The 24,981-nt window shown below is 36.3% G+C and carries 27 protein-coding genes, 1 tRNA gene, 1 pseudogene and 1 other annotated feature; of the genes and pseudogenes, 22 read left to right on the top strand and 7 right to left on the bottom strand.

The genetic code is table 11. The features are described from left to right. Positions 1-14: 14 nt before the first annotated feature. From ACQV18_RS00385 to ACQV18_RS00355, 7 genes are all read left to right on the top strand, one after another. The gene (locus tag ACQV18_RS00385) at positions 15-995 is read left to right on the top strand and encodes a DNA polymerase III subunit delta' (protein ID WP_428873114.1); all 981 of its coding nucleotides are present in this window, start codon (positions 15-17) and stop codon (positions 993-995) included. A 19-nt stretch (positions 996-1,014) separates the two neighbouring features. Continuing rightward, positions 1,015-1,386, top strand: a complete 372-nt coding sequence (locus tag ACQV18_RS00380) for an initiation control protein YabA (protein WP_428873115.1) — start codon at positions 1,015-1,017, stop codon at positions 1,384-1,386. Beyond that, entirely contained in the window at positions 1,387-2,175 is a 789-nt protein-coding gene (locus tag ACQV18_RS00375) for a tRNA1(Val) (adenine(37)-N6)-methyltransferase (RefSeq protein WP_428873116.1), read from the top strand. Further along, positions 2,162-2,536 (top strand): GIY-YIG nuclease family protein, encoded by a 375-nt coding sequence (locus tag ACQV18_RS00370; protein ID WP_428873117.1) that lies wholly within the window; start codon positions 2,162-2,164, stop codon positions 2,534-2,536. Before ACQV18_RS00375 ends, ACQV18_RS00370 begins: the two co-directional genes overlap by 14 nt. Continuing rightward, positions 2,533-3,420, top strand: a complete 888-nt coding sequence (rsmI, locus tag ACQV18_RS00365) for a 16S rRNA (cytidine(1402)-2'-O)-methyltransferase (protein WP_428875231.1) — start codon at positions 2,533-2,535, stop codon at positions 3,418-3,420. Before ACQV18_RS00370 ends, rsmI begins: the two co-directional genes overlap by 4 nt. 161 nt (positions 3,421-3,581) lie before the next feature. Continuing rightward, the gene (locus tag ACQV18_RS00360; protein ID WP_428892367.1) at positions 3,582-4,445 is read left to right on the top strand and encodes a YdcF family protein; all 864 of its coding nucleotides are present in this window, start codon (positions 3,582-3,584) and stop codon (positions 4,443-4,445) included. A 9-nt stretch (positions 4,446-4,454) separates the two neighbouring features. Beyond that, positions 4,455-5,009: a DNA-3-methyladenine glycosylase I gene (locus ACQV18_RS00355; protein WP_428873120.1), complete on the top strand. Its 555-nt coding sequence runs from the start codon at positions 4,455-4,457 to the stop codon at positions 5,007-5,009. A gap of 70 nt (positions 5,010-5,079) precedes the next feature. On the opposite strand, the gene ACQV18_RS00350 is transcribed toward ACQV18_RS00355, so the two are convergent. The 4 genes from ACQV18_RS00350 to ACQV18_RS00335 form a co-directional block, all read right to left on the bottom strand. Then, a complete protein-coding gene (locus ACQV18_RS00350) occupies positions 5,080-5,760 on the bottom strand; it encodes a PucR family transcriptional regulator (RefSeq protein WP_428892366.1) in 681 nt (226 codons plus the stop codon). A 45-nt stretch (positions 5,761-5,805) separates the two neighbouring features. Continuing rightward, positions 5,806-6,909, bottom strand: coding sequence for an ABC transporter ATP-binding protein (locus ACQV18_RS00345; RefSeq protein ID WP_428892365.1), 1,104 nt, complete (start codon positions 6,907-6,909; stop codon positions 5,806-5,808). A 128-nt stretch (positions 6,910-7,037) separates the two neighbouring features. Further along, entirely contained in the window at positions 7,038-7,412 is a 375-nt protein-coding gene (gene mscL / locus ACQV18_RS00340; protein ID WP_428873123.1) for a large conductance mechanosensitive channel protein MscL, read from the bottom strand. An 86-nt stretch (positions 7,413-7,498) separates the two neighbouring features. Continuing rightward, the gene (locus ACQV18_RS00335; protein ID WP_428892364.1) at positions 7,499-8,626 is read right to left on the bottom strand and encodes an NAD(P)/FAD-dependent oxidoreductase; all 1,128 of its coding nucleotides are present in this window, start codon (positions 8,624-8,626) and stop codon (positions 7,499-7,501) included. A gap of 119 nt (positions 8,627-8,745) precedes the next feature. On the opposite strand from ACQV18_RS00335, the gene ACQV18_RS00330 reads away from it, so the two are divergent. The 5 genes from ACQV18_RS00330 (at position 8,746) to ACQV18_RS00310 (ending at position 13,449) form a co-directional block, all read left to right on the top strand. Then, positions 8,746-9,474, top strand: coding sequence for a nitroreductase family protein (locus ACQV18_RS00330; protein WP_428892399.1), 729 nt, complete (start codon positions 8,746-8,748; stop codon positions 9,472-9,474). A 176-nt stretch (positions 9,475-9,650) separates the two neighbouring features. Beyond that, positions 9,651-9,909, top strand: a binding site (T-box leader). A gap of 41 nt (positions 9,910-9,950) precedes the next feature. Beyond that, positions 9,951-11,006: a methionine ABC transporter ATP-binding protein gene (locus tag ACQV18_RS00325; protein WP_428873126.1), complete on the top strand. Its 1,056-nt coding sequence runs from the start codon at positions 9,951-9,953 to the stop codon at positions 11,004-11,006. A 20-nt stretch (positions 11,007-11,026) separates the two neighbouring features. Then, positions 11,027-11,743 carry a methionine ABC transporter permease gene (locus tag ACQV18_RS00320; RefSeq protein WP_428873164.1) on the top strand — a complete coding sequence of 239 codons (717 nt, stop codon included), beginning with the start codon at positions 11,027-11,029 and terminating at the stop codon, positions 11,741-11,743. Between the two features lie 15 nt (positions 11,744-11,758). Next, entirely contained in the window at positions 11,759-12,586 is an 828-nt protein-coding gene (locus ACQV18_RS00315) for a MetQ/NlpA family ABC transporter substrate-binding protein (protein ID WP_428873127.1), read from the top strand. A 125-nt stretch (positions 12,587-12,711) separates the two neighbouring features. Further along, positions 12,712-13,449 (top strand): DUF3021 family protein, encoded by a 738-nt coding sequence (locus ACQV18_RS00310; RefSeq protein WP_428873128.1) that lies wholly within the window; start codon positions 12,712-12,714, stop codon positions 13,447-13,449. A gap of 70 nt (positions 13,450-13,519) precedes the next feature. Here the strand turns inward: ACQV18_RS00310 and ACQV18_RS00305 are convergent, their stop codons facing one another. Genes ACQV18_RS00305 through ACQV18_RS00295 form a run of 3 tightly spaced genes read right to left on the bottom strand, consistent with a single transcriptional unit; the run spans position 13,520 to position 16,223 of the window. Further along, positions 13,520-13,924 (bottom strand): bis(5'-nucleosyl)-tetraphosphatase, encoded by a 405-nt coding sequence (locus ACQV18_RS00305; RefSeq protein ID WP_428873129.1) that lies wholly within the window; start codon positions 13,922-13,924, stop codon positions 13,520-13,522. Positions 13,925-13,935: 11 nt separating this feature from the next. After that, entirely contained in the window at positions 13,936-15,339 is a 1,404-nt protein-coding gene (locus ACQV18_RS00300; protein ID WP_428873130.1) for an HD domain-containing protein, read from the bottom strand. 23 nt (positions 15,340-15,362) lie between these two features. After that, positions 15,363-16,223: a lipoate--protein ligase family protein gene (locus ACQV18_RS00295; protein ID WP_428892363.1), complete on the bottom strand. Its 861-nt coding sequence runs from the start codon at positions 16,221-16,223 to the stop codon at positions 15,363-15,365. 116 nt (positions 16,224-16,339) lie between these two features. Here ACQV18_RS00295 and ACQV18_RS00290 point away from each other — a divergent pair. From ACQV18_RS00290 to pcp, 10 genes and pseudogenes are all read left to right on the top strand, one after another. Then, positions 16,340-16,412, top strand: a tRNA-Arg gene (locus tag ACQV18_RS00290). Positions 16,413-16,443: 31 nt separating this feature from the next. After that, positions 16,444-16,866 (top strand): DUF1934 domain-containing protein, encoded by a 423-nt coding sequence (locus ACQV18_RS00285; protein WP_428873132.1) that lies wholly within the window; start codon positions 16,444-16,446, stop codon positions 16,864-16,866. 38 nt (positions 16,867-16,904) lie between these two features. Then, positions 16,905-17,168, top strand: a pseudogene (gene rpoE, locus ACQV18_RS00280) (DNA-directed RNA polymerase subunit delta); the annotation flags it as partial. A gap of 559 nt (positions 17,169-17,727) precedes the next feature. Beyond that, a complete protein-coding gene (locus ACQV18_RS00275) occupies positions 17,728-18,573 on the top strand; it encodes a hypothetical protein (protein WP_428892362.1) in 846 nt (281 codons plus the stop codon). 32 nt (positions 18,574-18,605) lie between these two features. After that, positions 18,606-19,865: a UDP-N-acetylglucosamine 1-carboxyvinyltransferase gene (locus ACQV18_RS00270; protein ID WP_428873134.1), complete on the top strand. Its 1,260-nt coding sequence runs from the start codon at positions 18,606-18,608 to the stop codon at positions 19,863-19,865. A gap of 14 nt (positions 19,866-19,879) precedes the next feature. Continuing rightward, positions 19,880-21,145 carry a transcription termination factor Rho gene (gene rho / locus ACQV18_RS00265; RefSeq protein WP_428873135.1) on the top strand — a complete coding sequence of 422 codons (1,266 nt, stop codon included), beginning with the start codon at positions 19,880-19,882 and terminating at the stop codon, positions 21,143-21,145. A gap of 94 nt (positions 21,146-21,239) precedes the next feature. After that, on the top strand, positions 21,240-22,412 hold the full coding sequence (locus ACQV18_RS00260; protein ID WP_428892361.1) for a zinc-ribbon domain-containing protein: 1,173 nt from the start codon (positions 21,240-21,242) through the stop codon (positions 22,410-22,412). A 140-nt stretch (positions 22,413-22,552) separates the two neighbouring features. Next, positions 22,553-23,236: a DUF969 domain-containing protein gene (locus ACQV18_RS00255; protein WP_428873137.1), complete on the top strand. Its 684-nt coding sequence runs from the start codon at positions 22,553-22,555 to the stop codon at positions 23,234-23,236. A gap of 83 nt (positions 23,237-23,319) precedes the next feature. After that, positions 23,320-24,225: a DUF979 domain-containing protein gene (locus tag ACQV18_RS00250; protein WP_428873165.1), complete on the top strand. Its 906-nt coding sequence runs from the start codon at positions 23,320-23,322 to the stop codon at positions 24,223-24,225. 32 nt (positions 24,226-24,257) lie between these two features. Next, positions 24,258-24,905: a pyroglutamyl-peptidase I gene (pcp, locus tag ACQV18_RS00245; protein WP_428873138.1), complete on the top strand. Its 648-nt coding sequence runs from the start codon at positions 24,258-24,260 to the stop codon at positions 24,903-24,905. Positions 24,906-24,981: the final 76 nt, after the last annotated feature.

Raw genomic sequence — 24,981 nt, 5'->3', positions numbered from 1 at the left:
GAAAGAGGGAGTCTATGCGGTTAGAAGCTGCCAAAAAGCATTTTAATCTATTGATACAACATAAGCGACTCGCTCACGCTTATTTATTTACTGGCGAATTAAACCCAGCAAAAAAAGAATTAGTGGATACAATTACTCAAGCCCTTGTTTGTAAGCATTTTGATGCAGAAGGAAGGGCTTGTTTAAATTGCATGGACTGTCAGAGAATTACTAGGGGTCAGTTTGCAGATTATATGACTATTGAACCCGATGGGCGTAGCATCAAAGTGGATCAGATCCGAGGGCTAAAAGAATGGTTAGGAACGAGTCCGATTGAGGCTGATTTTAAAATTGCTACGATTGAGCAGGCAGATTTAATGGGCCCAGCAGCAGCCAATGCTCTTTTACTTTTTTTGGAAGAACCAAGTCCTAATGTTTATATCTTTTTATTTAGTCGTCAGGCTGAACAATTACTACCGACTATTCAATCGAGAGTTCAGGAAGTGATCTTGGAAGATGATAAAGAACACTCTCAAATTGATCAGATGGTGCAAGCAGGTATTCGTGATCAGCATGCAAGAGTAATGTTAAAGCTATCAGCCAATCGCTTGGAGAATTTAATGGATGACTATGAGGCGGAGTCTTTCGAAGCTTGGCTAAAAGCCATAGAATATTTTTATCAGTTATTGATACAAGAAAACCCTTATGCTTTTGTTGCTATCCAGCAACATTTAAAACCCTATCTTAATTATAATCAAGGCCAAGATGGTCTCGATTATTTAAATTGGTTGAATGCCCAATTGTTATTGAGTCACTATCCATCTAAAGAAAACCACTTAGGAAGTTTACAAAAGAGGGTAAATAGAATTAAAGAGAGAATCGATCATCAAATGAGTCAAACAAGCTATCATAGAATGAATGAGCTCTTAATGGATAGTAAAAAACTCCTTTTGTTTAATGTCACACCACAGTTGGCCTATGAGCGCTTAGCGATTAAAATGTGTGAATGGAAGTAATATGAAGAGAGGTGTTAGCATGTCTGAAATAAAAATTGAAGAACTTCTTATGCAAGTTAACCAAGAGCTGAATCAATTGTTCGAAACGGTTAACACCTTGTCGGAAGAAGTGACACGGTTAACTAATGAAAACAATCGGTTAAGGATGCAGCAGTACCAAGCAGTTGAGCAAATAGAAATTAAGCCATTAAAAGATGAGGAAAATCAAAAAAATCAAGTTATTGATAAATCAGAGCAAACGCTTGAGCATCGTCAAAGTGGGCAAGCTCGTCTTCAAGCCTTCTATAATGATGGTATTCATATTTGTCATCATTATTTTGGTAGTAAGCGTGAAACCAATGAAGAATGTATCTTTTGTCAAGACATTATTGACTCTTTAGGAGAGCAATAGATGACAAAAGAACTGTTTATGCCAAAACTGACTGATGAACAAATACGATTGGTGAAAGATGAAGAACGACTTGATTTTCTGATTCGAGAAAACCGTTATGTAATACAAAATCCAAATTACTTTCCTTTTTCTGTGGATGCCGTTTTGCTGGCGAATTTTATCACATTCAATCAGCGGTCCTCTTCCTCAAGGATAATGGATTTTTGTACAGGCGGTGGCATCATTCCTCTACTCTTATCGCATCGGACAGATGCTAAAATTCAAGCTATTGAGTTGCAAGCAGATATTGCAGATATGGCAAAACGATCGGTTCGATTAAACGGTTTAGAAGAACAAATTGAAATCATCCAGGGGGATTTAAGGCAATTAAAAGCAAATAATCAGCGATTAGATGTTATCAGCTGTAATCCTCCTTATTTTTCGCTCAATGAGGCAGCTAAATTACATTCTAATCCTTATCATGCTATTGCTCGTCATGAAATTCACTTAACTTTAGATGAATGGGTGAGCAAAGCGAGCCAATTACTTAAGCAAAAAGGCAGGCTATTTATTGTTTATCGCCCAAATAGATTAGACGATCTAATGATGAGTTTATTAAATCATCACTTTGCTATCAAACGCCTTTGCTTTGTCCATCCAAAACAAGCTGAAAATGCCAATAGTGTCTTGGTAGAGGCCATTGCCAGGGGAGGAAGACAAGGCGTTCGAGTTGAACCTGCAATTATCGTACATCAAGAAGATGGATCCTATACCCCTATGATGCAGGAGATCTACTATGGAAATCATTAATGATGAAGGGTTCTACTTTTATGTTTTATACTGTCATGACAAAACACTTTATGGAGGATTTACAACCAATCTTAGGCAAAGGTTAGAAGCTCATAATAAGGGCAAAGGAGCGAAGTATACTCGCGTTAAAAAGCGGCAGCCTTTAAAACTAATCTATGTTGAAAAGTGGCCGAATAAGTCTTTAGCGATGTCTGCGGAGTACCATTTCAAACAGTTAAATCGTCCCAAAAAAGAATATTACTTGGCTAAAAACGGTATGGCTAATTTTGATAAGGGTGTTTATATTATTAAAGATTACAGTCAGCATTTGATTTGTCATTTACAAAGAGATTTAAGCTTAAAGGAAGTGAGTGCATTTTGAATATTCAAAAGAGTTATCAAACAGAAAGCTCTTGTCTCTACTTGGTTCCTACTCCAATAGGTAATTTAGAAGATATGACTTTTCGAGCGGTTAGAATTCTTCAAGAAGTCGATCTAATCTTGGCTGAAGATACGCGAAAAACAGGAATTTTGTTGAAGCATTATGATATTAAAACAAGAATGTTTTCTTTCCACGACCACTCGAATCAATCGGAAGTAGATAAGTGGACGGCCTATATTGGAGAGGGACATACGGTTGCCCTAGTCTCAGATGCTGGTATGCCACTAATCAACGATCCTGGCCATCCTCTAGTACAATCCCTACTGGCTAATTCATTAGCCGTAATAAGCCTTCCAGGAGCGAGTGCCGCCATTACTTCTTTGGTTGCTTCAGGTTTACCTGCAAACACCTTTACTTATTATGGCTTTTTTCCAAGAAGTAAAAATGAGCAAGTTGAGTTACTAACAGATATCGGAAGGCGAAAAGAAACGGCTATTTTTTACGAGTCGCCCTATCGATTAAAGCAATCCATTCAGCAAATTAATCAGCTGTTAGGAACGGATACAAAAGTGGTTGTAGCTCGTGAAATCAGTAAAAAGTTTGAGGAATATCTTAGAGGCACAAGCCAAGAACTAATCAATCATTTTGAGGAGCATTCTTTAAAAGGTGAATGTGTCCTTTTGTTGCAGTCTATGGGTCAATTAGATCAAAGGCAAACGCTGCTCAATCCAGACTTAAGCTATAAAGACCAGGTTCAATCTTTAATGGATAAAGAGAAACTTTCAGCCAAAGCAGCCATTAAACAGGTTGCCCAAGCACAAAATGTCAAAAAACAAGAAATTTATGCGGCTTATCATGAATTGGATCTCGACAGAAAGGACTGAGCGGTTTGTTGTATTTTCTGTCTTTCATTTTATTTGTCTCATCCGTTTTGGTCTACGTTTTTAAATGGCGCAAAGTCTCATTAATTGCTTTGCTTTATTTTTCACTCCTGATAGTTTTTTTTGCGATACTTAATGAATCAAGATGGTATCTATTATCACTTATGCGCTATTTATTGTATTTTTCAAGTTCAGGAATTGCTATCATTATTCCCTTTTTTCTTTTGTTGTTAGCCTATTTAATGTTAAGTCGAATAGAAGATGACCGTTCGCTATCAGGCATGCGTATTTTTTTTAATTTGACGATCTCTTTTACTTTTGTTGGGATTGTTATTTTTACAGCATGGGTTGTTATACAAAGAAACTATTATATGAGTCGGTTCTTAGCTATTTATACCTTAGTGGCTATGTACTTAATTATTAATTTTTTTCTTTTTATTGTTCTCAACCTTCTCTTGTTACTATTTAAGTTTAAAATGCGATCTAATGATATTTTATTAGTTCTTGGCGCTCAATTAACAGCGAACGGTGAGATGGACAAGACTTTAATTTATCGATTAAAAAGGGCATTAAAAATTTTTAAACAAAGTAGAGCAAAAGGTCAAAAGCTGCATTTAATTGTCAGTGGGGGAAATAGTCACGAAAATATTGCTTCAGAAGCTGAAAAAATGGCGAAATTTTTAATTGCTAATGGTATTGACCATCACTTCATTACTATTGAAGATCAGGCTCGAACGACTAGAGAAAATCTCATTAATATTCAAGAGCTTTTAAATGATTGTTTTCCTGAACGTGGGAAGACGCTCATTGTAACAAGTTACTTTCACCTTTTAAGGACTTATCTTTATGCTTGGCGCTTCGGTTTTGATTTAAGAGTCGTCGGGGTAAGAACCCAATTTGGTCATGGTTTTTTTGCTATTTTAAGAGAATACCTTGCTTTTTTTGTATTAACTAAAGAATTAAATTATTTTTTTATGATTGGATTATTAATTTATGGTATTCGTCAAGTGCTTATGATTTTCCAGTAGGAGGTAAAAATGCAAAGATGCCAATGGGTAGCGAATAAGCCTGATTATTATATTCAGTATCATGATAAAATATGGGGAAAACCAGAACATGATGATTTACTTTTGTTTAAATGGTTGGTGTTAGAAACGTTTCATATCGGCTTGTCGTGGCAACTAATTTTATCTAAAGAACAAGCTTTTGAACAAGCTTTTGATCAGTTTGACTACCGAAAGATAGCCAATTATCAAGAAGATAAAGTTGAGGCTTTATTAAAAAACGAAAAGATTATTCGTCATCGCGGTAAGATAGAAGCTACAATAACCAACGCTCAAGCTTTTATCAAAATTCAGCAAGATTTTGGTAGTTTTGATAATTATATCTGGCATTTCACCAACAGACAGCTAGTATTAAGACCAAAAAGTCAGAAAGAACCTAAGACTGCTTCAAAGTTAAGTGATGAAGTCGCTCGTTCCCTAAAAAATTATGGTCTTAAATTTGTAGGTTCAGTAACTATATATTCTTACTTACAAGCTATTGGTGTTATTAATGATCATGATGCCGATTGTACCTTTCGTTTAAAATAGTAAAAGCCCAATTACTTCCAGTAACTGGGCTTTTCATGTGTAATGTGTTTAAAATAATCGGTTATTCAAATTAGCAAATCAGTAAATATAAGAGAGTCAAGTCTGATATTAAGCGTAAATTCAAGCCGCTTGACTTATTTAAACGGTCAATTCGATAATTAAGCGTGTTGCGATGTAAGTACAAATCCTGGGCGGTTTTACTAATATTCCCCCCATTTAGAAAGAGTTGGCGTATCAACGCACGATCTTGATCATCTGAAATCGTTTGACCATAGTTAGCAAATTGGGCGAGATGACTTTCTTGTAAGTTCTTACCAACTTGTTGTAAAAGCAAATGGCTCATGCGATTAATGGTGTTTTTCTTAAGTAACCTCTGATGACTTTCTATCTGAGCCACGTCAAAAGAAATTTGATCTTCAACACTTTCTATACCAGTATAAGGAGACCCTATGATGACAAGCGCTGATTGTCCAAAGTCATCATTAAGCATTTTTAGAATTCCTTCCATCATTTGGGATCCTTGGTTAGCCCAAAAAGAATTGTGGATGACATAAACAAAGTGATGTGAATTTCGTTTTATATAATCAATAATGTTTTGACTGCTTGATCTGAGAGTAGATAACCACAAGGATTGATCAAAGTCTGTTTGCAAATGCTCTAAAAAGATATGAAACAGACAATAACCTTCTTTATGAGAGCCCTCTAAATCAAGAAGAGAGTGAGGAATTTGAATGACTCCTTTTGCTTTCATTGTAAGACCTCCTCGTAAATAAACGGTTTAAAGATTATACTTAATTTAGCGAATAACTTTTTCGCTTTCTTTATCGAAGAAATGAATTTTTTCCATATCGAAGGCTAATTCAATGGATTCTCCTGGAGTATATACTTCTTGTGCGTTTACTCTAGCAATGAACTCATCTGATCCAATCGTTAGATACAGCATGGATTCGGACCCCAGCAACTCTGCGACAGAAATCTTAGCATTAACAAGCGAGTCTTTAGATTTCGCAACAATGCTTGTTTCCGCGTGAATATCTTCCGGACGAATGCCAAGAATAATTTCTTTTCCTAAATAACCCTTATCTGATAACAACTTTTTGTGATGAGGGCTTAATGGCAAGTTAATACCTTGATTATTGGTTAAGGTATTACTTTCAATAGTAACAGTAAAGAAGTTCATAGCTGGTGAGCCGATAAAGCTTGCCACAAAAACATTATTGGGTTTATTATAAACTTCCTGAGGGCTACCTATTTGTTGAATATAGCCGTCTTTCATAATAACGATTCGACTGGCCATTGTCATAGCTTCAGTTTGGTCATGGGTTACATAGATAGTAGTTGTTTTTAATTGCTGATGCAGTTTGGCAATTTCTGCCCGCATTTGTACGCGCAATTTAGCGTCAAGATTTGATAAAGGCTCATCCATTAAAAAGACTTTGGCATCACGAACAATCGCTCGACCTAAAGCGACTCTTTGTCTTTGACCACCGGACAGAGCGGCTGGTTTGCGGTTTAAAAATTCAGTTAAGCCGAGTAAGTCAGCGGCATGATTGACACGTCGGGTAATTTCACTTTTATCATACTTACGCAGCTTTAAACCAAAAGCCATGTTGTCGTAGACAGTCATGTGCGGGTAAAGGGCATAATTTTGAAAGACCATAGCGATGTTTCGATCCTTAGGTGCTACGGCGTTCATCAATTTACCATCTATAATCAGTTCGCCTGCTGTTATTTCTTCTAAACCAGCAATCATTCTTAAGGTGGTTGATTTTCCACAGCCGGAAGGTCCAACAAAGACGATGAACTCTTGATCAGCTACATCTAAATTAAAATCAGTTACTGAATTGGTTTTTGCGCCTTCATATCTTTTATTAATCGACTTTAAGTTTATTTCAACCATTTTAATCCTTCTTTCTTACATAATAATTCTAGCTTAACTGAAATTTGTGGATTATACGATAGTCAATGTGCACAAGAAAAGGGAAATCCCAGAAAAGCTGGGCTTGTCTGGGTATTAAAACTAATTAATTATTTACTTTTTAATTCTGAGAGTATATCTTGTAATAGTTCGACTTCTGAAGGGCTTGCTGGCTCTTCTTCTGGAGAAATAATTTTTTTATTTTGTGCTTTTTCTAAAGCTTTAAGTGTGATAAATAAGAAGCTACCAATTAAAAGAAAATTAATAATTGCTTGGATAAATGCTCCATAAACAATTTCAGTCTTACCAACTGTCAGAACAAGACCTGAAACATCTGCTTGACCTGTAATGGCTATAATGAGTGGCATAAAAATATTATCGACTAAAGAAGTAACAATTGCTGTAAAAGCTGACCCTAAAATAATCCCAGTTGCCATAGTAACAACATTTTTATTTGCAATAAAACCTTTAAATTCTTTCCACATAAAAATTAATTCCTCCGTAACAATTCATTTAATACTTATAGAGTACCATGAATTCGAAATAAATCAATGTCGAAATTTTTCATTTGCTATATTTTATGAACAAGTTGGTGACTGGAAATAATTTCTTCGGGAAGATCCCAATAATTATTGATGATTTTATGGACCCATTGATAAGCTAGATAGGGTCCACTTGTTAAGCCGGAAGACCCTAAGCCAGAAATTGTCCATAGATTGGATAAATCAGGGATGGATCCGATTAAGATATCGCCATTGTCAGTGAAGGCTCGAGTACCTACTTTTACTCGATAAAGAGGATAGTTAAAAACATCCGGAAAAATTTGCTCAGCCTTTGTTTTTAGCTCTTTGATAACCATGGGATTAATGGTTAAGTCTTTTGCTTGGTCATCTTCATGACTTGCGCCAATTACTATCTCACCATTATCAAAGGGAAGGATATCAATGCCACCCGGTGACATAATAACAGGCCAGTTGTTATCGACCCATTGTGGGTGGTAGATAGAAAATAGCTGGCCTTTTTGAGGGCGCAAGTTACAATCAAACCGCAAGGAGCTTAGAAGTTCTTTGACAGCGGGTCCTGCTGCCAAAAGGACCTGATCTGCAGTAAATGAGTCTTGATCAGACTGAATCAAAAAGCTCTTTCCTTCTTTAAGCAACTGAACTTCTTTTTTAACTATTTTCCCCCCTTTTGTTAGAATCGCTTTATGTAATAAAGCAACCAATGCCTGCCCATCTACTCGGCCACCCCCTTTAATTAAAGAGCCAGGCCAAGGGCTATCAATAAGAGGAAACAAATCATGAATTGCTTCTTGTGTTAGTGTTGAAACTTTTCCGATAGAAGGAGATTGCTCTCTTTTTGAATCTGCGTTTTCAAGATCTCTGTGTAAGTCTTTTTCATTTTTACGTAGAATCAAAGTCCCAGTTTCCTTAAAAAGACTGGAAGCATCAAATCCGTCTTCAGTTAAATCTTGAATAAATTGACGGTAGAATTCTGCACCATGAAAGACAAGGTGATACCATTTTTTATTTCTTCTTTTAGAAAACCAAGGACAAATAATTCCAGCCGCCGCCTGGCTGGCTTGACCAACTTCTTTATCGAGAAGAATTACTGGATAGCCAGAACGAGTCAGATAATAGGCAGCTGTCGATCCAACAATACCACCGCCAACAATGATAAAAGGAAAATGTTTTTTCAAAAATATCCTACCTTTCATTAATAGAAATTAAAATCAGTAAATGCTAAATTAGAGACATCAAATTAAAAGGAGACCTTTTTATGGAAGAAACACTCAGACAGATTTAAAATCACCGTAGTATTCGCTTTTATAAAGATCGCCCAGTTGCAGTGGAAACTCGTCAGCAACTAATGGAAACTATGAATGCCAGTCCGACTTCAAATGGGTTGCAGGCCGTTTCAGTTGTCCGTATTACTGATCGTATTTTACGCGAAGAATTAGCCAAGGTTGCAAAACAAGCCTATCTTGCCGAGGTGCCTGAACTATTGATTTTTCTTGTGGATTGGCATCGCAATGCTGAAATAGCTAAGGCTAAAGGCTATCAAGGAGAAAAATATCGCTCAATGGATTATTTCTTTCAGGGAGTGGCTGATGTTTATATTCAAGCTCAAAGCTTAGTGATCGCTGCTGAATCTTTAGGATTAGGAACGGTTTATTTTGGATCGATTTTAAACGATTCAGCTAGAGTCATTGAACTATTAAAACTACCTGACTTGACTTTTCCTTTAGTAGGGGTTGGGTATGGCTATCCGGACGATCAACCCCCATTGAAACCACGAATGCCAATCGAATTTAAATTATCTGAAAATTATTATCGCGCAAATCCAGATTATCTTCAAATGTTGGCAGACTATGACAAGGAAATGACACAATACTATGACACTAGAAATAGCAATCAAAGAGTGGATAGCTTTACTAATCAAGTTAAAAATAAAATTGCTATTGGCGAAAAGAAAAGAGCCCAGTTAATGCAAGTTGTTAGTAAACAAGGCTTTAATGTAATGCTAGAAGATGGAATGGATTATTAAAAATTAGAAAATAATATTTTTGATGAGAAAAGAGTGAGGGATTTAATCTAGCGATTCCTTAAATATAACTAGCTATATGCTTATTGCTAAGGTAGTTATCCTTCAATAAAAATTTTTTGTAGATTAATGGTTGACAGGATTGTTTTTTTTGATTAGAATACTTCTAACAAATCGAATGAAACACGTAGATGTGGAAAGTAGATCGTCAGACTATTTTAAAGAGAGCTTGAGTAGGGTGAAATCAAGCAGTAGGAAGCGATTGAAAATGGCCATGGAGTGGTTATCCTGAATGCATAGCAATAAGGATAAACGGCTGCAACCGTTAGTAAGCCTCAGTATAACAAGTGATACTCACTTGCGTACTGGCAGAGGTAACCTTAGTGATGAGGTTACAAATTAAGGTGGTACCACGAAGTATTAACTCTCGTCCTTTATTGGAGGAGAGTTTTTTGTGTTTTATTGAAAGGAGTGAATACTTGATTGAATTAAAAAATGTATCTGTCACTTTTGAAAAAGAAAATAAAAAAATCCAAGCGGTTTCAGGTGTAAGCTTACAGATACAAGCGGGGGAAATCTTTGGCATTGTGGGTTATTCTGGTGCCGGCAAATCCACTTTAGTTCGAACAATCAATCTTTTACAAAGACCTTCTAGCGGGCAAGTGATAATAAATGGAGTTGATTTGATGCAACTGTCAGCGTCTGAATTGAGAAAATCTCGCAAGAAGATAGGGATGATCTTTCAGCACTTTAATTTGATGAATTCAAGAACGGTGGCAGAGAATGTTGCTTTCCCACTTAAAGATTTAAAATTATCTACTGCTGAAAAAGAAGCGAAAGTGTCTGCTTTGTTAGAAATGGTTGGCATATTAGATAAAGCTCAAGCCTATCCTGAACAGTTATCAGGTGGGCAGAAGCAAAGAGTAGCGATTGCTAGAGCCTTAGCTACAGACCCTTCAATTTTATTGTGTGACGAGGCAACCTCTGCTTTGGATCCTAAAACCACACATTCTATTCTTGATTTGCTAAGGCAGTTAAATCAAGAATTGGGCTTATCGATTATAATGATTACTCACGATATGAATGTTGTTAAAAACCTCTGTCATCGAGTGGCTGTAATGGCTGAAGGGCAAGTGATTGAAGAGAATGGCATTGTCGAAATGTTTACCCAACCTCAAAACCCATTGACGCAAGAGTTTATAAATATGGCTACCCACTTTGATTGGGACTATGAATTAGTGCTTAAAGAAATGCGAGGAGCTAACTCTTCAGAAGATTATTTCATCGCTCGCTTATCCTTTGTCGGTCAAGAGGTGACGGAGCCCTTTATTGCACAGTTAGCCAGAGACTATCAGGTACATTGTAATATTTTATATGGTAATATTGAAGCTTTAAGAGGATCATTTGTAGGTAATCTTGTTGTCACGGTTGAATCAAAGTCGCAAGATTGGGAACGAGCTTTAGTCTTTCTGGAAAAACATAAAGTAAATGTCGAGATTTTAACCGATAGGGAGGGTGTTAAGTGGATGAATTAGAAGTAAATGTATATTCCTTTATTAATGACCAATTCCCCAATTTATCATCTTTTTTAGAAAAATGGTTACCCAATGCTTGGCCCATTCTCGACGAATTTATTGTTGCAACTATCGAAACCTTATATATGCTGATACTGACCATCCTTTTTGCAGGTTTATTAGGTTTAATGCTTGGCGTAGTTATTGTTGTAACAGGACCAAAAGGTATTTTAAAAAACCAATGGATTTATCAAGTCTTAGACAGTTTTATTAATATTTTTAGATCCATTCCTTTTATTATTCTTTTGGCTTTATTAGTCCCTTTTACACGTATGCTTGTAAATACTTCCATTGGCCCGACGGCGGCTGCCATTCCTATCATTGTAGGAACGATTCCCTTCTTTGCTAGGCAGGTGGAGATTGCTTTGTTAGAGGTAGATGAAGGGATTGTTGAAGCGGCTCAGGCCATGGGGTCTTCACCGTGGGACATCATATGGCGTGTCTATATTCGAGAGGGCTTAGGATCTTTATTAAGAGTATCTGCTTCGACTGTTATTAATGTTATTGGCTTGACAGCTATGGCGGGTGTAGTAGCTGGAGGTGGTTTAGGAACCGTTGCGATCGCTAGAGGCTATCAAAGAAGTCGTTTTGACGTTGTCATAGTAGCAACCTTATTGATTTTATTAATTGTTTTGATCAGTCAATTGCTATTTAATTGGTTGATTCGAAAGGCAGAAAAACATAAAAGAAAGTATTAGAAAAGGAGAATTATGATGAAAAAATTTTTAAAAGTATTATTAGTGGGTTCTTTATTAGGGGGGGTTACTCTCAATAATGTCTTCGCTGAAGATAAAGAAGATTTTTCAGGTCAGAGTGTTTCAGTGGGTGTCGCTTCAGAATATGAAGAAGATGTTTGGCAAAGTGTTGCTGATATTGCAGAAGAGGAGGAAGGAATAAAAATCAAACTGGTTCTATTCAATGACTATGTTCAGCCAAATATATCTTTGTCTGATGGGTCGATTGATTTAAACGCCTTCCAGCATGTTGAGTTTTTAAATGATTGGAACCAAGCTAATGACGGAGATTTAGTATCGATAGGTTATACATATGTTGCACCTTTGAAAGTTTACTCTGAAAAAATTGATTCTCTCGATCAATTAAAAGAAGGAGATAAGATTGCTATTCCAAATGATGCGACAAATGGGGGGCGTGCTTTACTAGCACTTGAACAAGCAGGTGTGATTGAAGTGGATGATGAAGCGGGTGTGTTAGCTGAAGTAAGTGATATCACCAAAAATGAATTGAATTTAAAGTTTGAAGAATTAGATGCTGCACAATTAGTGTCGGCTTTACCCGATGTAGCGGCTGCGGTTATTAATAATAATTTTGCCAATGATGCAGAACTCGAAGAAGATCTCGTTATTTTTAACGATGCGGCGGATATTGAAAAGCTACCAGATTCATATAAAAATATTATTGCTAGTCGTAAGGAAGATAGTAAAAACCCACTATTTTTAAAAATTGTAGAACTTTATCAAAGTGAACAAACAGCTAAAAAAATAGAAGAAGTTTCAAAGGGTTCGGATCAACCTGCTTGGTAATAATAGTGATACGACATGTTGAGCATTGTTTTTCGACTGTATAAAAATACAATTCGTTTAGACGGCTTATTGTCTCAAATATGGTATAATTGAACCATCAGTACAGACATAGAGGAGGAATTTCAATGTTCAAGCGTGCCGGATCATTTGTGCAATATGGTTTATTAGTTACTTTACTAACTTATGGATTATTAACCAGTTTGGGAGGACCTCAAATTTATACTTTCTTATCCATTGTAATTTTAGGAATTATTTTAGGTCTATTGTTCCTAATCTATTACACAAAATCACTAACTTTTGGTCAAAAGTTAGCGAGTCATATTGGGGCTTCAGCCTTAGTGATAATTGCTGTTGCTTTATTCAATGGTTGGATGCAAGTCGATTGGGATAAGGTTCTTGCAGGAATACTTATCTTATCTGTTTTATGTTTGTTTGTTTATTTTGGCTATCACTATCTAATGAACAAGCGTCAAAAACCGCAAGCTACTATTGAGCCTGAGGTCACTGATAAAGTGGCTCCGAGGTCGGATTTTGATCCTAGGACAGGTGAAGTCCTTCATCAAGAGTCGGTATCAAAAGAAAAAGACACTCATAAAGCCGACTTTGTAAAAGAGGAAGCAAAAGACATTGACCCAAGACAAACAAAGGAAGTTGAAGTTGCCGAGCCAATGGATTTTGAGGTAACAGAGCCCAACCAATTTGAGGAAGTTGAAACTTATGAAGTAGTTGAGCCTTCTGATGAAGCAGAAGAAGTTGTTGCTGTTAACACAGATCTAGAAGGGGATCTCGTTCTGGAAGAAGAGGTAAAGTCAGACGAAAGCTATGAAACTCTCAATAAGTCAGAAGACCAAGAAAAGATTTAAAATGAAAAAAGATTAACCCATTAACTATGAGCAGTGTTTATCTCACCGCTTCATAGGTTAATGGGTTTTCTTAATGAAGAAAGTTCTGAGCTTTGACTAATAAGTCTTTATCATTCGAATAAGTAATTTTATCTAGAGCTTCTTGGTAAGGAAGCCATATGAATTGACTCACTTCTTCTAATTGACGAGTGACTTTATTTGAGTTTGTCTTTGCTATAAAATAGACGACTTCTTTCATAACATCTTTTTTAGGAGAAAAGAGAGTAGTCTCTCTGAATTGATTATTCAATTCAACTTCGAGACCTGTTTCCTCTTTAATTTCTCGAAGGGCTGTTTCTTCTTCCGTTTCACCTTTTTCAATATGTCCTTTAGGAAATGCCCAGTGGCCACCATTTTCATGTTGGATGAGGAGAAAAAGAAAGTCTTGATTATCTTTATAGTAGATAACTGCTCCACATGATTTTTCTTTTTTCATAGATTTCCTTTCTAGAATAAGCGTTCTTGAATATTGTGGGTAACATCGTGGCGTTCATTGGTATAAGCATCTAAAATTTTCTTTTGACTATCAGTGAGACTTTCTTGAGGCAAATTGTATAAATCAGCAATAAACTCTCTAGGAAAGAAAATACGATGGTCTCCTCTGACTTGACCTGTTAAGGAATGAACTAAACTTGAAACTTGAGAAAGTTCGACAACTTGATTGGTTTTAGTGACTAAGTCAATTTGTACTTTTTGACTTGAGTGATAAGGTCGATAATAATCGTAAGGAAGGTCAAAGCTGGAATCTTCATTAATATAATAGTTAGGGTCAAATCCGACTTTACTTAATTCATTGAAGATGGCAGTACGTAGCTCTTCTCTTTCATTGTCATTTGTAATGACTGATTTAAAAGGCTTACGATTAATAAAACGGTAGGCCAAATCAGCAAGAATGGGATCTTTTTCATCTGCCCATTGGATAAAATAAGCGTTCATTATATGATCATCTAACTTGAGATAATCATCAAGGGTCCAATTGTTTTTTAAAAAAGGTTCGAGTAAGTGGATAGGAGCCTCAATTTTTTGACAGTTGTCACGTTCAAGATAACAATCTTTAGCACGAGCTAAAAGTCCCTTGAGGACTTGTTCCATTCCTCTAGAAACTGGGTGGAAATAAACTTGCATATACATTTGATAGCGACTCATAATATAATCTTCTACCGCATGCATACCAGAAAAATCAAAAACGATTCTTTTATCAAACGGTCGGATGACACGCGAAATGCGAGTTAAGTCAAATTCACCATAGGATACCCCTGCATAAAAGGCATCTCTTCTTAAATAATCCATACGGTCGGCATCAATTTGACTGGAGATTAATTGAACAACTTGTTGATTAGGATAGGTTTTATTGATGACGGACGCTACCTTTTCAGGGAAGTCATCACCTAATCTTCTTAAAACTTGGTTAACTTCCGTTTGCTTAGAAGTGATAATTAATTGAGTTAAGGCCTCATGGTCAGTATTAAAAATAGCTTCAAAAGTATGTGAGAAAGGACCATGTCCAATATCATGTAAAAGGGCTGCGCAAATAGCAACCATTCGTTCATCATTATTCCATAACCCATCGCCATCCGTTTTAGAGCGATAATTACGGTCAAATTGGCTGATAATGCGACGGGTAATTTCGTAAACACCTAGCGAATGGTTAAAACGAGAGTGTTCTGCACCGTGAAAAGTATAAGAAGAAGTTCCTAATTGTTTGATGCGGCGCAAGCGTTGAAACTCTCTGGTGTCAATTAAATCAATGATGATACGGTCACGAATATGAATATAATCATGAACAGGATCACGGAAAACTTTTTCACGTTCAAGTTTTTGATTGGCAATAATATTTTGGAATTCAGACACCTATTTCACTCCTTTAGACTTTTCTATGTTAGTGGTTGAATTTTTTGACTACGTTGATAGGCTTTTTCAAATAGCGGTTGATAGATAGAAATTAATTCAGGGTCTTTATAATTTCCTTGATCAATCGCTGTTTTTTGAGAGAGGTAGTTTATAAAATGTTTTTGATAATCAGATAAGGAAAGATCTTGGCCAAGAATTTCAGATAGCGTTGACATAGAACGAGGTTCAATAGTAGGAAAGCGTTGATCGGATTGACTAAGTGAGTAAAATTGCTTCATTAGTTGGCCACGAGCAAATTGGTTACCATTGACACCAATATAAGCAGCAGTAGTAACAGCATCTTTATAGCGACGCTGTGCAATTCCACCTACCTTTTTTTGGTTAATGACCACATCATATTTACCTGGACAGTAAGAATCAGCAATTTCATAAGCCTCTACTGTTAAACCGTAATGATTTAAAGTCGCTTGAATTACTGCAATGGAAAAGCTAAAAGCTTGATCAATTGATAAGTTGATTGAACGATTGTCTGTTACAATTGCAAAATTTAGGATGCCTGCATCTTCAACCACTCCCAATCCACCATGTGGTCTTACAGATACTTGATAGCCTGCTTCTTTTAAATAGCTAACACCCTTGGGTAAGTTTTTTAAAAGTTTATCTTTAGCTCCTAAGAAGACACTCGGTTTAAAAATAGGATAAAAATGAAAAACACCATAAGCTTTATCTTTTTTTTGAAGGTCATTTTTTTGTAGGAGATATCTAAGAAAACTATCTTGATAAGCTAAGGCTACATCTCTTTGATCTTTCAGTGGGTTTTCTTGTTCTTGAAAAACTAACCATTTATGTTGTGATAGAATAGATAATAGATTTGAATCAGTCATTGACGAATACTCCTCAAATTGTTAAATTTTAAAGGCTATTAACACTTTGATTATAGCAAATTTTGTTTTATAATAACATGAAAGCTTTAAAGTAAAACTACTTATTAATCAATTAAGCACCAGTAGCTCAGCTGGATAGAGCACTCGCCTCCTAAGCGAAAGATGATGGTTCGAGTCCGTCCTGGTGTATCAGTGACGACATAAGGATGAGAGGAGAAAGATGGAAAAACAAGCAGTCGATGTTTATGTCGAGCAAAAAATAAATTATGCACAAACGAAACATTCAGACCGATGGGAGCACTCCTGTCAAGGTCATACTTATATTCTTTCTACCTATCAAAAACTAATTTATCATGATCAATTAGAAAGAAAAATTGAAGTAAAATGGCAACTGGATGATTCAAAACAAAAGATTAACAAAGTGAAGGTAGATCAAGGAAAGCAGACTTTAGTTTTTAATATAAATCATGCAACCACCACTCTATATGAAAGTGATCAAGGTATCTTATTATTAGAAATCAAAACGGATAGAATTGACTATAGTAAGACAGCTGACGGTCAAATGATACAAATTCACTATCAAATGCATACGAACGATCAATCACTAGGTGATTATTTCTATCAATTGAAATTTACATCATAAATTAGCAATTCCTAGTGAGAATTTTAAGGAGGATAAAAATGGAATTAAAGAAATTTGAAGGCCAAATAAAGGAAGAATTATCGTTAATTGAAGTGGCATATGCTATTTTAGAAGAAAATGGTGAGGCTATTGATTTTACTCAACTGCTTTTAGATATACAAAGTTATCTAAAAGTTTCAGATGAGTTTATTGAAGCCAAAATGATTCGCTTTTATACAGATTTAAATATTGATGGGCGTTTTATCTCAGTAGGTGACAACCGTTGGGGATTAAGATCATGGTACGCAGTGGATGAAATTGATGAGGAAATCATTACCTCTTCTGAAGAAGAAGCTTCAAAACGCCGTAAGAAGAAGTCAGGAAAAGTGAATGCTTTCGCTGACAATGAAGAAGATATGATTGATTACAATGATGATGACCCTGAAGATAGCGATGATGGGTATGTTTATGATGAAGACGAAGATGAAGAAGACGAAGAGGACGAAGAAGATGAACCAATCGAAATCCTAGTTGCTGACGTTGAGGAAGATGAGCCAGATGAAGATGAAGAGCTGAATGAGTATGCAACGGATTTATCTGAATTAGGTGACGAAGAAATCGACCTCGATGAAGATGAAGATTTTGACGAAGAGGACGATGATTTAGAAGAATTAGAAGAAGACTAAAAATAAAAAAGTTAGAGAGACCGGTTCATTTGAATGGGTCTCCTTTTTATTCCAGATAAGATAATTGTAGTTAGCTAAGTTAAAAAATCTATTTTAATGCTATCACGATTTGATGACAATTTGCTGCTTCGTTCGAAATTTAAGCTTCAATATGATAAAATACGCCTATATTATAAGAAATTAGGATGTGGATTCATTGTCACATAATAGTATTCACAATAATCAGACTCAATTTGCTTTGCTGAAACAGTTACTTTATCATCAGCATTATCAAACAATGCTCAAATTTTTAGAAGACAATCCTTCTTGGGAAAGTCAAGAATTATCTAAACTTTTGCAATTAGGTCATGCTTATATTCATACAGATTTGAAAACGATCGAAGAATTATCTGGGCAAGTTGAAATGGACTATCTTACAAAGCCTAGTCTTTTAGAGCGTCGTGTCTATTCTTCTATTCCAGGCTTAGCCCTTGAATTGGAAATTAAAGAAGATGATGATTATTTCAGAGCAATTACACCTTTATTGGTAGATGTATTAAGGCTAACTTTAGAAAACACGGTATTCCCCGATCTTGAACGTTATTTGGTTGAGGTAATGAAAGAAACTGATGAAGGGATCCCTATTTATCGCGGTTTACAGTGGAACCAGTCTTTAATCGAAGCTGATAAAAATGGCAAAATTAATAGAACTTGGGAACGCTACTATGGGAAACATTTTAATTATTCGCACTATGTTTCTTCTAGTCACTTATTAAAGTTAGTAGAAGACTATGTAAAAGACCCGAAAATTTTAAAGTTAGCTGTTCAAATACGACATATTGAAAAATATGCGAGAAATATTGTGGCCCATGAATTAATCTATGTAGATGATGCTTGGTTAAAACATCGTCTAAAAATTGAAGCTAAGGAAGTTCATCAGCAAATTATTAATATGATAAATGCTGCAGGGTTAAGAGATCCTCAGCAGTGGCAAGGCTTAGCTAGTATTCAAGCCGCTATTGAAAAAGAATTAGAAAAAAATTATACGAAAATGTCGAAATAACGACTAATCTTGATAAAAAGGAGTCATTATCTATGAAAAAATTGATCATCCGTGGAGGCAAAGCACTAAATGGTGAAATTAATATTAATGGAGCAAAAAATTCTACCGTTGCCTTAATTCCAGCAGCCATTTTAGCCGATTCGGAGGTTATCTTAGAAGGAGTGCCAGATATTCAAGATGTCCACTCTCTACTTGAAATTTTGGATGAGTTCCACGTCAAGACTTCTTTTGAAAATAATATATTAAAAATTGACCCTTCTCATATGCAGTCAATCCCTATGCCAACAGGTAAAATTCAGAGTTTGCGAGCTTCTTATTACTTTATGGGAGCAACCTTATCAAAATTTGGGGAGGGCGTAATAGGGTTACCCGGAGGTTGTTTTTTAGGACCTCGTCCAATTGATCAGCACGTAAAAGCCTTCCGAGCTTTGGGTGCGGTGGTTGAGGATGAATACGGGGTAATTACCCTCTCAACTCCCGAAGGGCTTAATGGAAACCGAATCTATATGGACGTGGTTTCAGTTGGAGCAACTATCAACACTATTTTAGCCTCAGTTAGAGCTGAGGGGAAGACGATTATTGAGAATGCCGCACGTGAACCAGAAATTATTGATTTAGTGACTCTATTAAATAAAATGGGGGCAAAAATTCGTGGAGCTGGAACTTCAGTTATACGAATCGAAGGTGTCGACCGTCTAAAAGGAACCACTCATACAATTATTCCCGATCGAATTGAGGCAGGAACCTATATTTCAGTTGCAGTAGCAATGGGAAATGAAATTAAAATTAATAATGTAATTTTTGAGCATATTGAAAGTTTTATCGCCAAACTAAATGAGATGGGTGCTAAGATGGAAATTGGAGAAGATAGTATTCTCGTTCATCGCTCAGATGATTTAAAAATGGTTTCATTAAAAACCCAACCTTATCCAGGATTTGCAACGGATCTACAGCAGCCATTAACTTCTGTATTAATTAAAGCAAATGGAAAGGGAACGATTACGGATACCATATACCCTCAAAGAGTTAAGCATATTCCTGAATTAAATCGTATGGGAGCTAATATTAAGGTGGATGGCGATATTATTCGTGTGGAGGGCCCGGCTAAATTGACTGGTGCTCCAGTTCGTGCCAGTGACTTAAGAGCAGGAGCCTGTTTAGTTATTGCTGGTTTAATGGCAGAGGGTCAAACAGAGATTACAGGTGTTGATAATATCTTAAGAGGTTATTCAAATATTGTTGAAAAACTGCAAGAAGTCGGAGCTGATATCCAAATGGTTGAGGATGAATAGAAAGGAAGTACCCAGTGAGTGATGCATTTTCCTTAGAGAATTTATTAAATAAAGAAGTAAAAGACTTATATGCTTATGCTAGGGAATTAAAAATCCCTGATTTTAGTCAACTGTCTAAAAAAGAATTAGCTTTAGCTGTGATGCGAACACAAAAGGAAAAGCAAGGTTTTTTCCAAGTGGAAGGTATCTTAGATATTCCTAATGATGAAGGCCTAGCCTTTATTCGTCCGATTAATTTCTCTCCTAGTAGGGAAGATGTTTATATTTCAGATTCACAAATCCGCCGGTTTTCCTTGAGAAATGGTGATCGAGTAGGAGGACCTGCTCGACCGCCTAAGGACTCAGAACGTTATTATGGTTTGATGCAGATATCGAGCGTCAATGGGAGAGATCCTGAAGAAACGCTTAATCGAGATGCTTTTGCCAGTCTAACACCCATTTATCCAGACCGGCAGATAAAATTGGAATATAAACAAAATGTTTTATCAAACCGCCTGATTGATGTGATTGCACCAATTGGGTTCGGTCAAAGGGGATTGATTGTCGCACCACCTAAGGCTGGTAAAACAACTATTATAAAAGAGATAGCGCGAGGGATTGCCAGTAATTATCCTGATAGTAAACTCTTTATTCTCTTAATTGATGAGCGTCCTGAGGAGGTAACTGATATTGAGCGTTCAGTCAAGGCAGAGGTTGTCTCATCAACTTTTGATGAAAGACCGCAAAACCATGTGCGTTTGGCAGATTTACTACTTTCTCATGCACGTCGCTTGGTGGAAGATGGACAAGATGTTGTTGTCCTTTTGGATTCAATCACACGGTTAGCACGAGCTTATAATTTGGTGGTGCGACCGAGTGGAAGAACATTGAGCGGAGGGTTCGATCCTGCAGCTTTTTATTTTCCTAAGCGGTTCTTTGGTTCAGCTAGAAACATTGAAAATGGCGGGTCTTTAACGATTTTAGCTACTGCTCTAGTAGATACTGGATCAAGAATGGATGACATTATTTATGAAGAGTTTAAAGGCACGGGCAATATGGAACTTCATTTGTCCAGAGAATTAGGCCAAAGACGTATCTTCCCAGCTATTGATATTAAAAAATCTTCTACCCGTAAAGAAGAATTATTAATTGAGGAAAACTATTTAAGTCAAATCTGGGACTTGCGCAATTTAATGACTTCTAACGGTTTAGAATATACCGAACAATTAATACAATTAATGCGTCAGACAGATAATAATCAAGACTTTTTTGCACAGTTATCCAAACTTTCAAGTAAATAAATAAGAAATACCCTTACTAAGTGAGGGGTTCTTTTTTGAGAAAAATATATATTTCTTATAGATTTGGTTGAATATATTAAGAAGGAGAATACTTATGAAATGTTTGAATTGTGGTTATGAAAATCTGCCAGATGCTAAATATTGCTCAGAGTGTGGCTTGCCGTTAAACAATGATCATTTATATAAAGAAAATGATAGTGCATCCTTTGATGGAAGAGTAAATCTATTAGAAAATGAAAAGAGTCCAAAAGATTCTGTTCTGTCCCAAAGTAGAATGGATTTATATCATGGACAAGATGAAAGAAACTTGTCAACAGACCAGGTGGATAATAAATCTGAGACTACACAATTAGATCATAAAGACCACAGGGTACTAACTAAGCGAGAAGGCTTTGATTGGAAAAAGCTTGTTGGTTTTAGCCTGATTTTTTTAGGAGTAATTAGTTTTGTCATGATTTATCGCTTAAATTTTTCTAAAGCAGCAGTTGAAGAGCAATTCACTAAGGCTATTAAAAAGAAAGATTATTTAAAGGCAGCAGCGGTAGTAAAAACACCTATTACTGAAGCGCCCTGGACAGATTTAGATGTCAAACGAACAATTGAACATTATCAAGAAGCTCATATTGATTTCCCACAATTATTGCTAAATGGTAATTTATCAACAGGTATTGAATGGCAAGGAAGTAAGTTGGCGAAAACAGAAAAAACGGGAAGCTTTCTGTTGATATTTCCTAAATATGCGATTAATCTTTATCCCTTACCAGTCCAACTCTCTCTTTCTAATGAATATCGTGACCTAAAAATATTGAGTGAAGACCAAACTACTCAGTCTATTAACTCAAAAGGAGGCATTTTAATTGAGCCTCGAATACAAAATGTGATGATTCAATATACTTATCAAGGAAAAACCGAAGAGGTTTGGTTTGATTTAGATTATAGTCAATTAGAAACACTCCGACATAAGCTGTCCTTAGTACCAGTGACTAACACTTTAATGGTGGATAAAGCTCTATTAGGAGTAAGACCTGATCTACCTTTTCAAGTAATTTCATTTAATATTGATGGTCAGGAGTATTCACAGAATCAGATTCAATTGTCAGGCTTTGTTGGTCAAATTTTTGAAGTGAGCTTAAAGGCTAATTATAATGGCCACGAATTACAGACAGAAACCATTCCAGTCAAACTAGTCAATAAAACAAAAACCACTTTAGACTATTCCCAAGATCAAAACCTCAAAGCGCAGATCCAACAAGCGGAGTTAAAATAAAAAAGAAGGCTCGTTTTGAAGCCTTCTTTTTCAATAAATAAACTATCCATATTAGCAAAAGATTATAATAATAAAACGAACTTGTTATAGAGTTAGCTCTATGGTACTATTAGAATCTAACATAAAAAAGGAGGTTACTTATGGAATGGATTAAATTAATTGGAATTATTATTATCGTTCTTGGTTTTTATTTTAAGCTAGATACCTTAGCAACTGTTATACTGGCAGGATTAGCTACAGCTTTAGTTTCAGGGATTTCCCTGGCTGAATTTTTCACAATTTTGGGAGAAACTTATACTAAACAGCGAGTTGTATCTTTATTCTTTTTATCTTTACCAATGATTGGATTATCAGAAGCTTATGGTTTGAAACAGCAAGCTGTTAAACTGATTGGAAAATTAAAGGGGTTAACCACTGGTTGGCTATATTCTCTTTATATGTTGATTCGTATAATTGCAGGATTTTTATCAATTCGTTTGGGAGGACACCCACAATTTGTGCGTCCATTAATCTACCCAATGGGTGAAGCAGCAACTAAGTTAAAAGTAGGCGACGATCTTAATGAAGAAGAAACCGAATTGATTAAAGGGCGTGCGGCGGCTAATGAGAACTTCGGAAACTTCTTTGGACAAAATACTTTCATAGGTTCAGCTGGAGTCCTCTTGATTGCTGGGACTTTAAAAGAGTTAGGTTATGAAGGAACGACGGCTAATGTAGCCGTTGCTTCAATGCCAATTGCTATCATTGCTTTAATTGTAGTGGTCGTTTACAACTTATTATTGGATGTCAAAATTAGACGTCATCATAAAGGGGAGGTTAAATAATGCTACTCTTAAGTAATTATGCTGGGTTTCTAGCGATAACTTTCCTTGAAAGCTTCAATGCCGCACTTGAACCTTATGTGCCAATGCTTTTGGAAATCACTTTTATTCTTATTGGTTTGCAACTTCTCCACACGGCATGGCGAGCTTTTACAGACGAAACGAATCCTAATCGAGTTGGAACAGCCATGTTTTGGGGTTTATCTGGTCTCACTTTTTTAGGTGGACAATTTATCCCCCCTATGATTATCGGAATTATCATCTGTGTCATGGGTGCTTTATCACTCTTTAAACAAGTTAAAGTGGGAACTTTACCAATAGTTGATGAAGATAAAGCAGAAGCTCGTTCTGAAAGAGTCGGTAATAAAATCTTTATCCCTGTATTAACACTTGGGATAGTGGCTTTAATTATTGGATTTACGATTCAAAGCTTTAATGTAGTCGGGATCGCAATGGGTGCAGTTTTAGCCACCGTTATAGTGTTCATCGTTTCAAAAGCTAAACCCTATGAGTTTCTTGATGAAAATAGTCGAATGGTACAACAAGTTTCTACTACAGGTATTTTACCTCAGCTACTAGCCGCTTTAGGAGCAGTCTTTACAGCGGCAGGTGTTGGTGATGTCATTGCCAGTTTGATTGGTGGCGTCGTTCCTGCTGATAGCCGTTTCTTTGGAGTGGTTGCTTACGTAATGGGAATGGTAATCTTCACTGCCATTATGGGCAATGCTTTCGCAGCCTTCACCGTTATTACTGCAGGAATAGGAATACCTTTTGTATTTGCCTTAGGGGCAGATCCTTTTGTGGCAGGAGCCTTAGCCATGACTGCTGGTTATTGTGGAACTTTGATAACGCCGATGGCTGGAAATTTTAATGCTTTGCCAGCAGCTCTATTACAAATGAAGAATGAGTATGGCGTCATTAAACAGCAGATTCCAGTTGCAGTGGTAATGATTGTAGTCCATATTGTATTAATGTATTTCTTTGCTTTTTAATTGTAAAATAGAAGTGAATAGGGAGGAATTTGATGAAAATTTTAGTAACAGGCTTTGATCCCTTTGGTGGCGAAGACGTAAATCCAGCCATTGAAGCAGTAAGAATGTTGCCTGATGAGATTGCAGGAGCAGAAATCATAAAATTAGAAATACCGACTGTTTTTCATAAATCAGCGGAAGTTGTTCGTGAAAAAGCCTTGGAAGTAAAACCGGATGTTATTTTAAACATCGGTCAAGCAGGGGGGCGTGCGGAGTTAACACCTGAGCGTGTGGCCATTAACCAAGATGATGCGCGTATCCCAGATAATGAAGGCAATCAACCGATTGACGTTTCTATTCAAAAAGACGGAGAACCTGCGTATTTTGCTAGCTTACCTGTTAAAGCAATGGTAGAAGCTATTCGTAAAGCCGGTCTACCCGCAAGCGTTTCGAATACTGCTGGGACTTTCGTTTGTAATCATATTATGTATCAGTCACTTTATTTTGCGGCAAAAGAGATGCCGAATACTAAAGCAGGCTTTATGCATATTCCTTTTATGACCCAACAAGTGGTTGATAAGCCAAACGTTCCTTCAATGTCATTGAAGGATATTGCTAAGGGAATTGAAAAAGCAATTGAAGCGATTGTTGAGTATAATGAAAAAGAAGATATCAAAGCTGTTGGTGGCGCTACTCATTAATCTTAGAATTAAAAAAAGAAATTAAAACAGCACTCTCTTTGATGGGGATTAATCCATCAAAGAGAGCGTTATTTAT

This window comes from Facklamia sp. P9177 (genome assembly GCF_050409585.1).
Taxonomy (GTDB): Bacteria; Bacillota; Bacilli; order Lactobacillales; family Aerococcaceae; genus Facklamia.
Note: the sequence above shows the minus strand (reverse complement) of the source record. Positions and strands in the feature narration are given on the sequence as shown.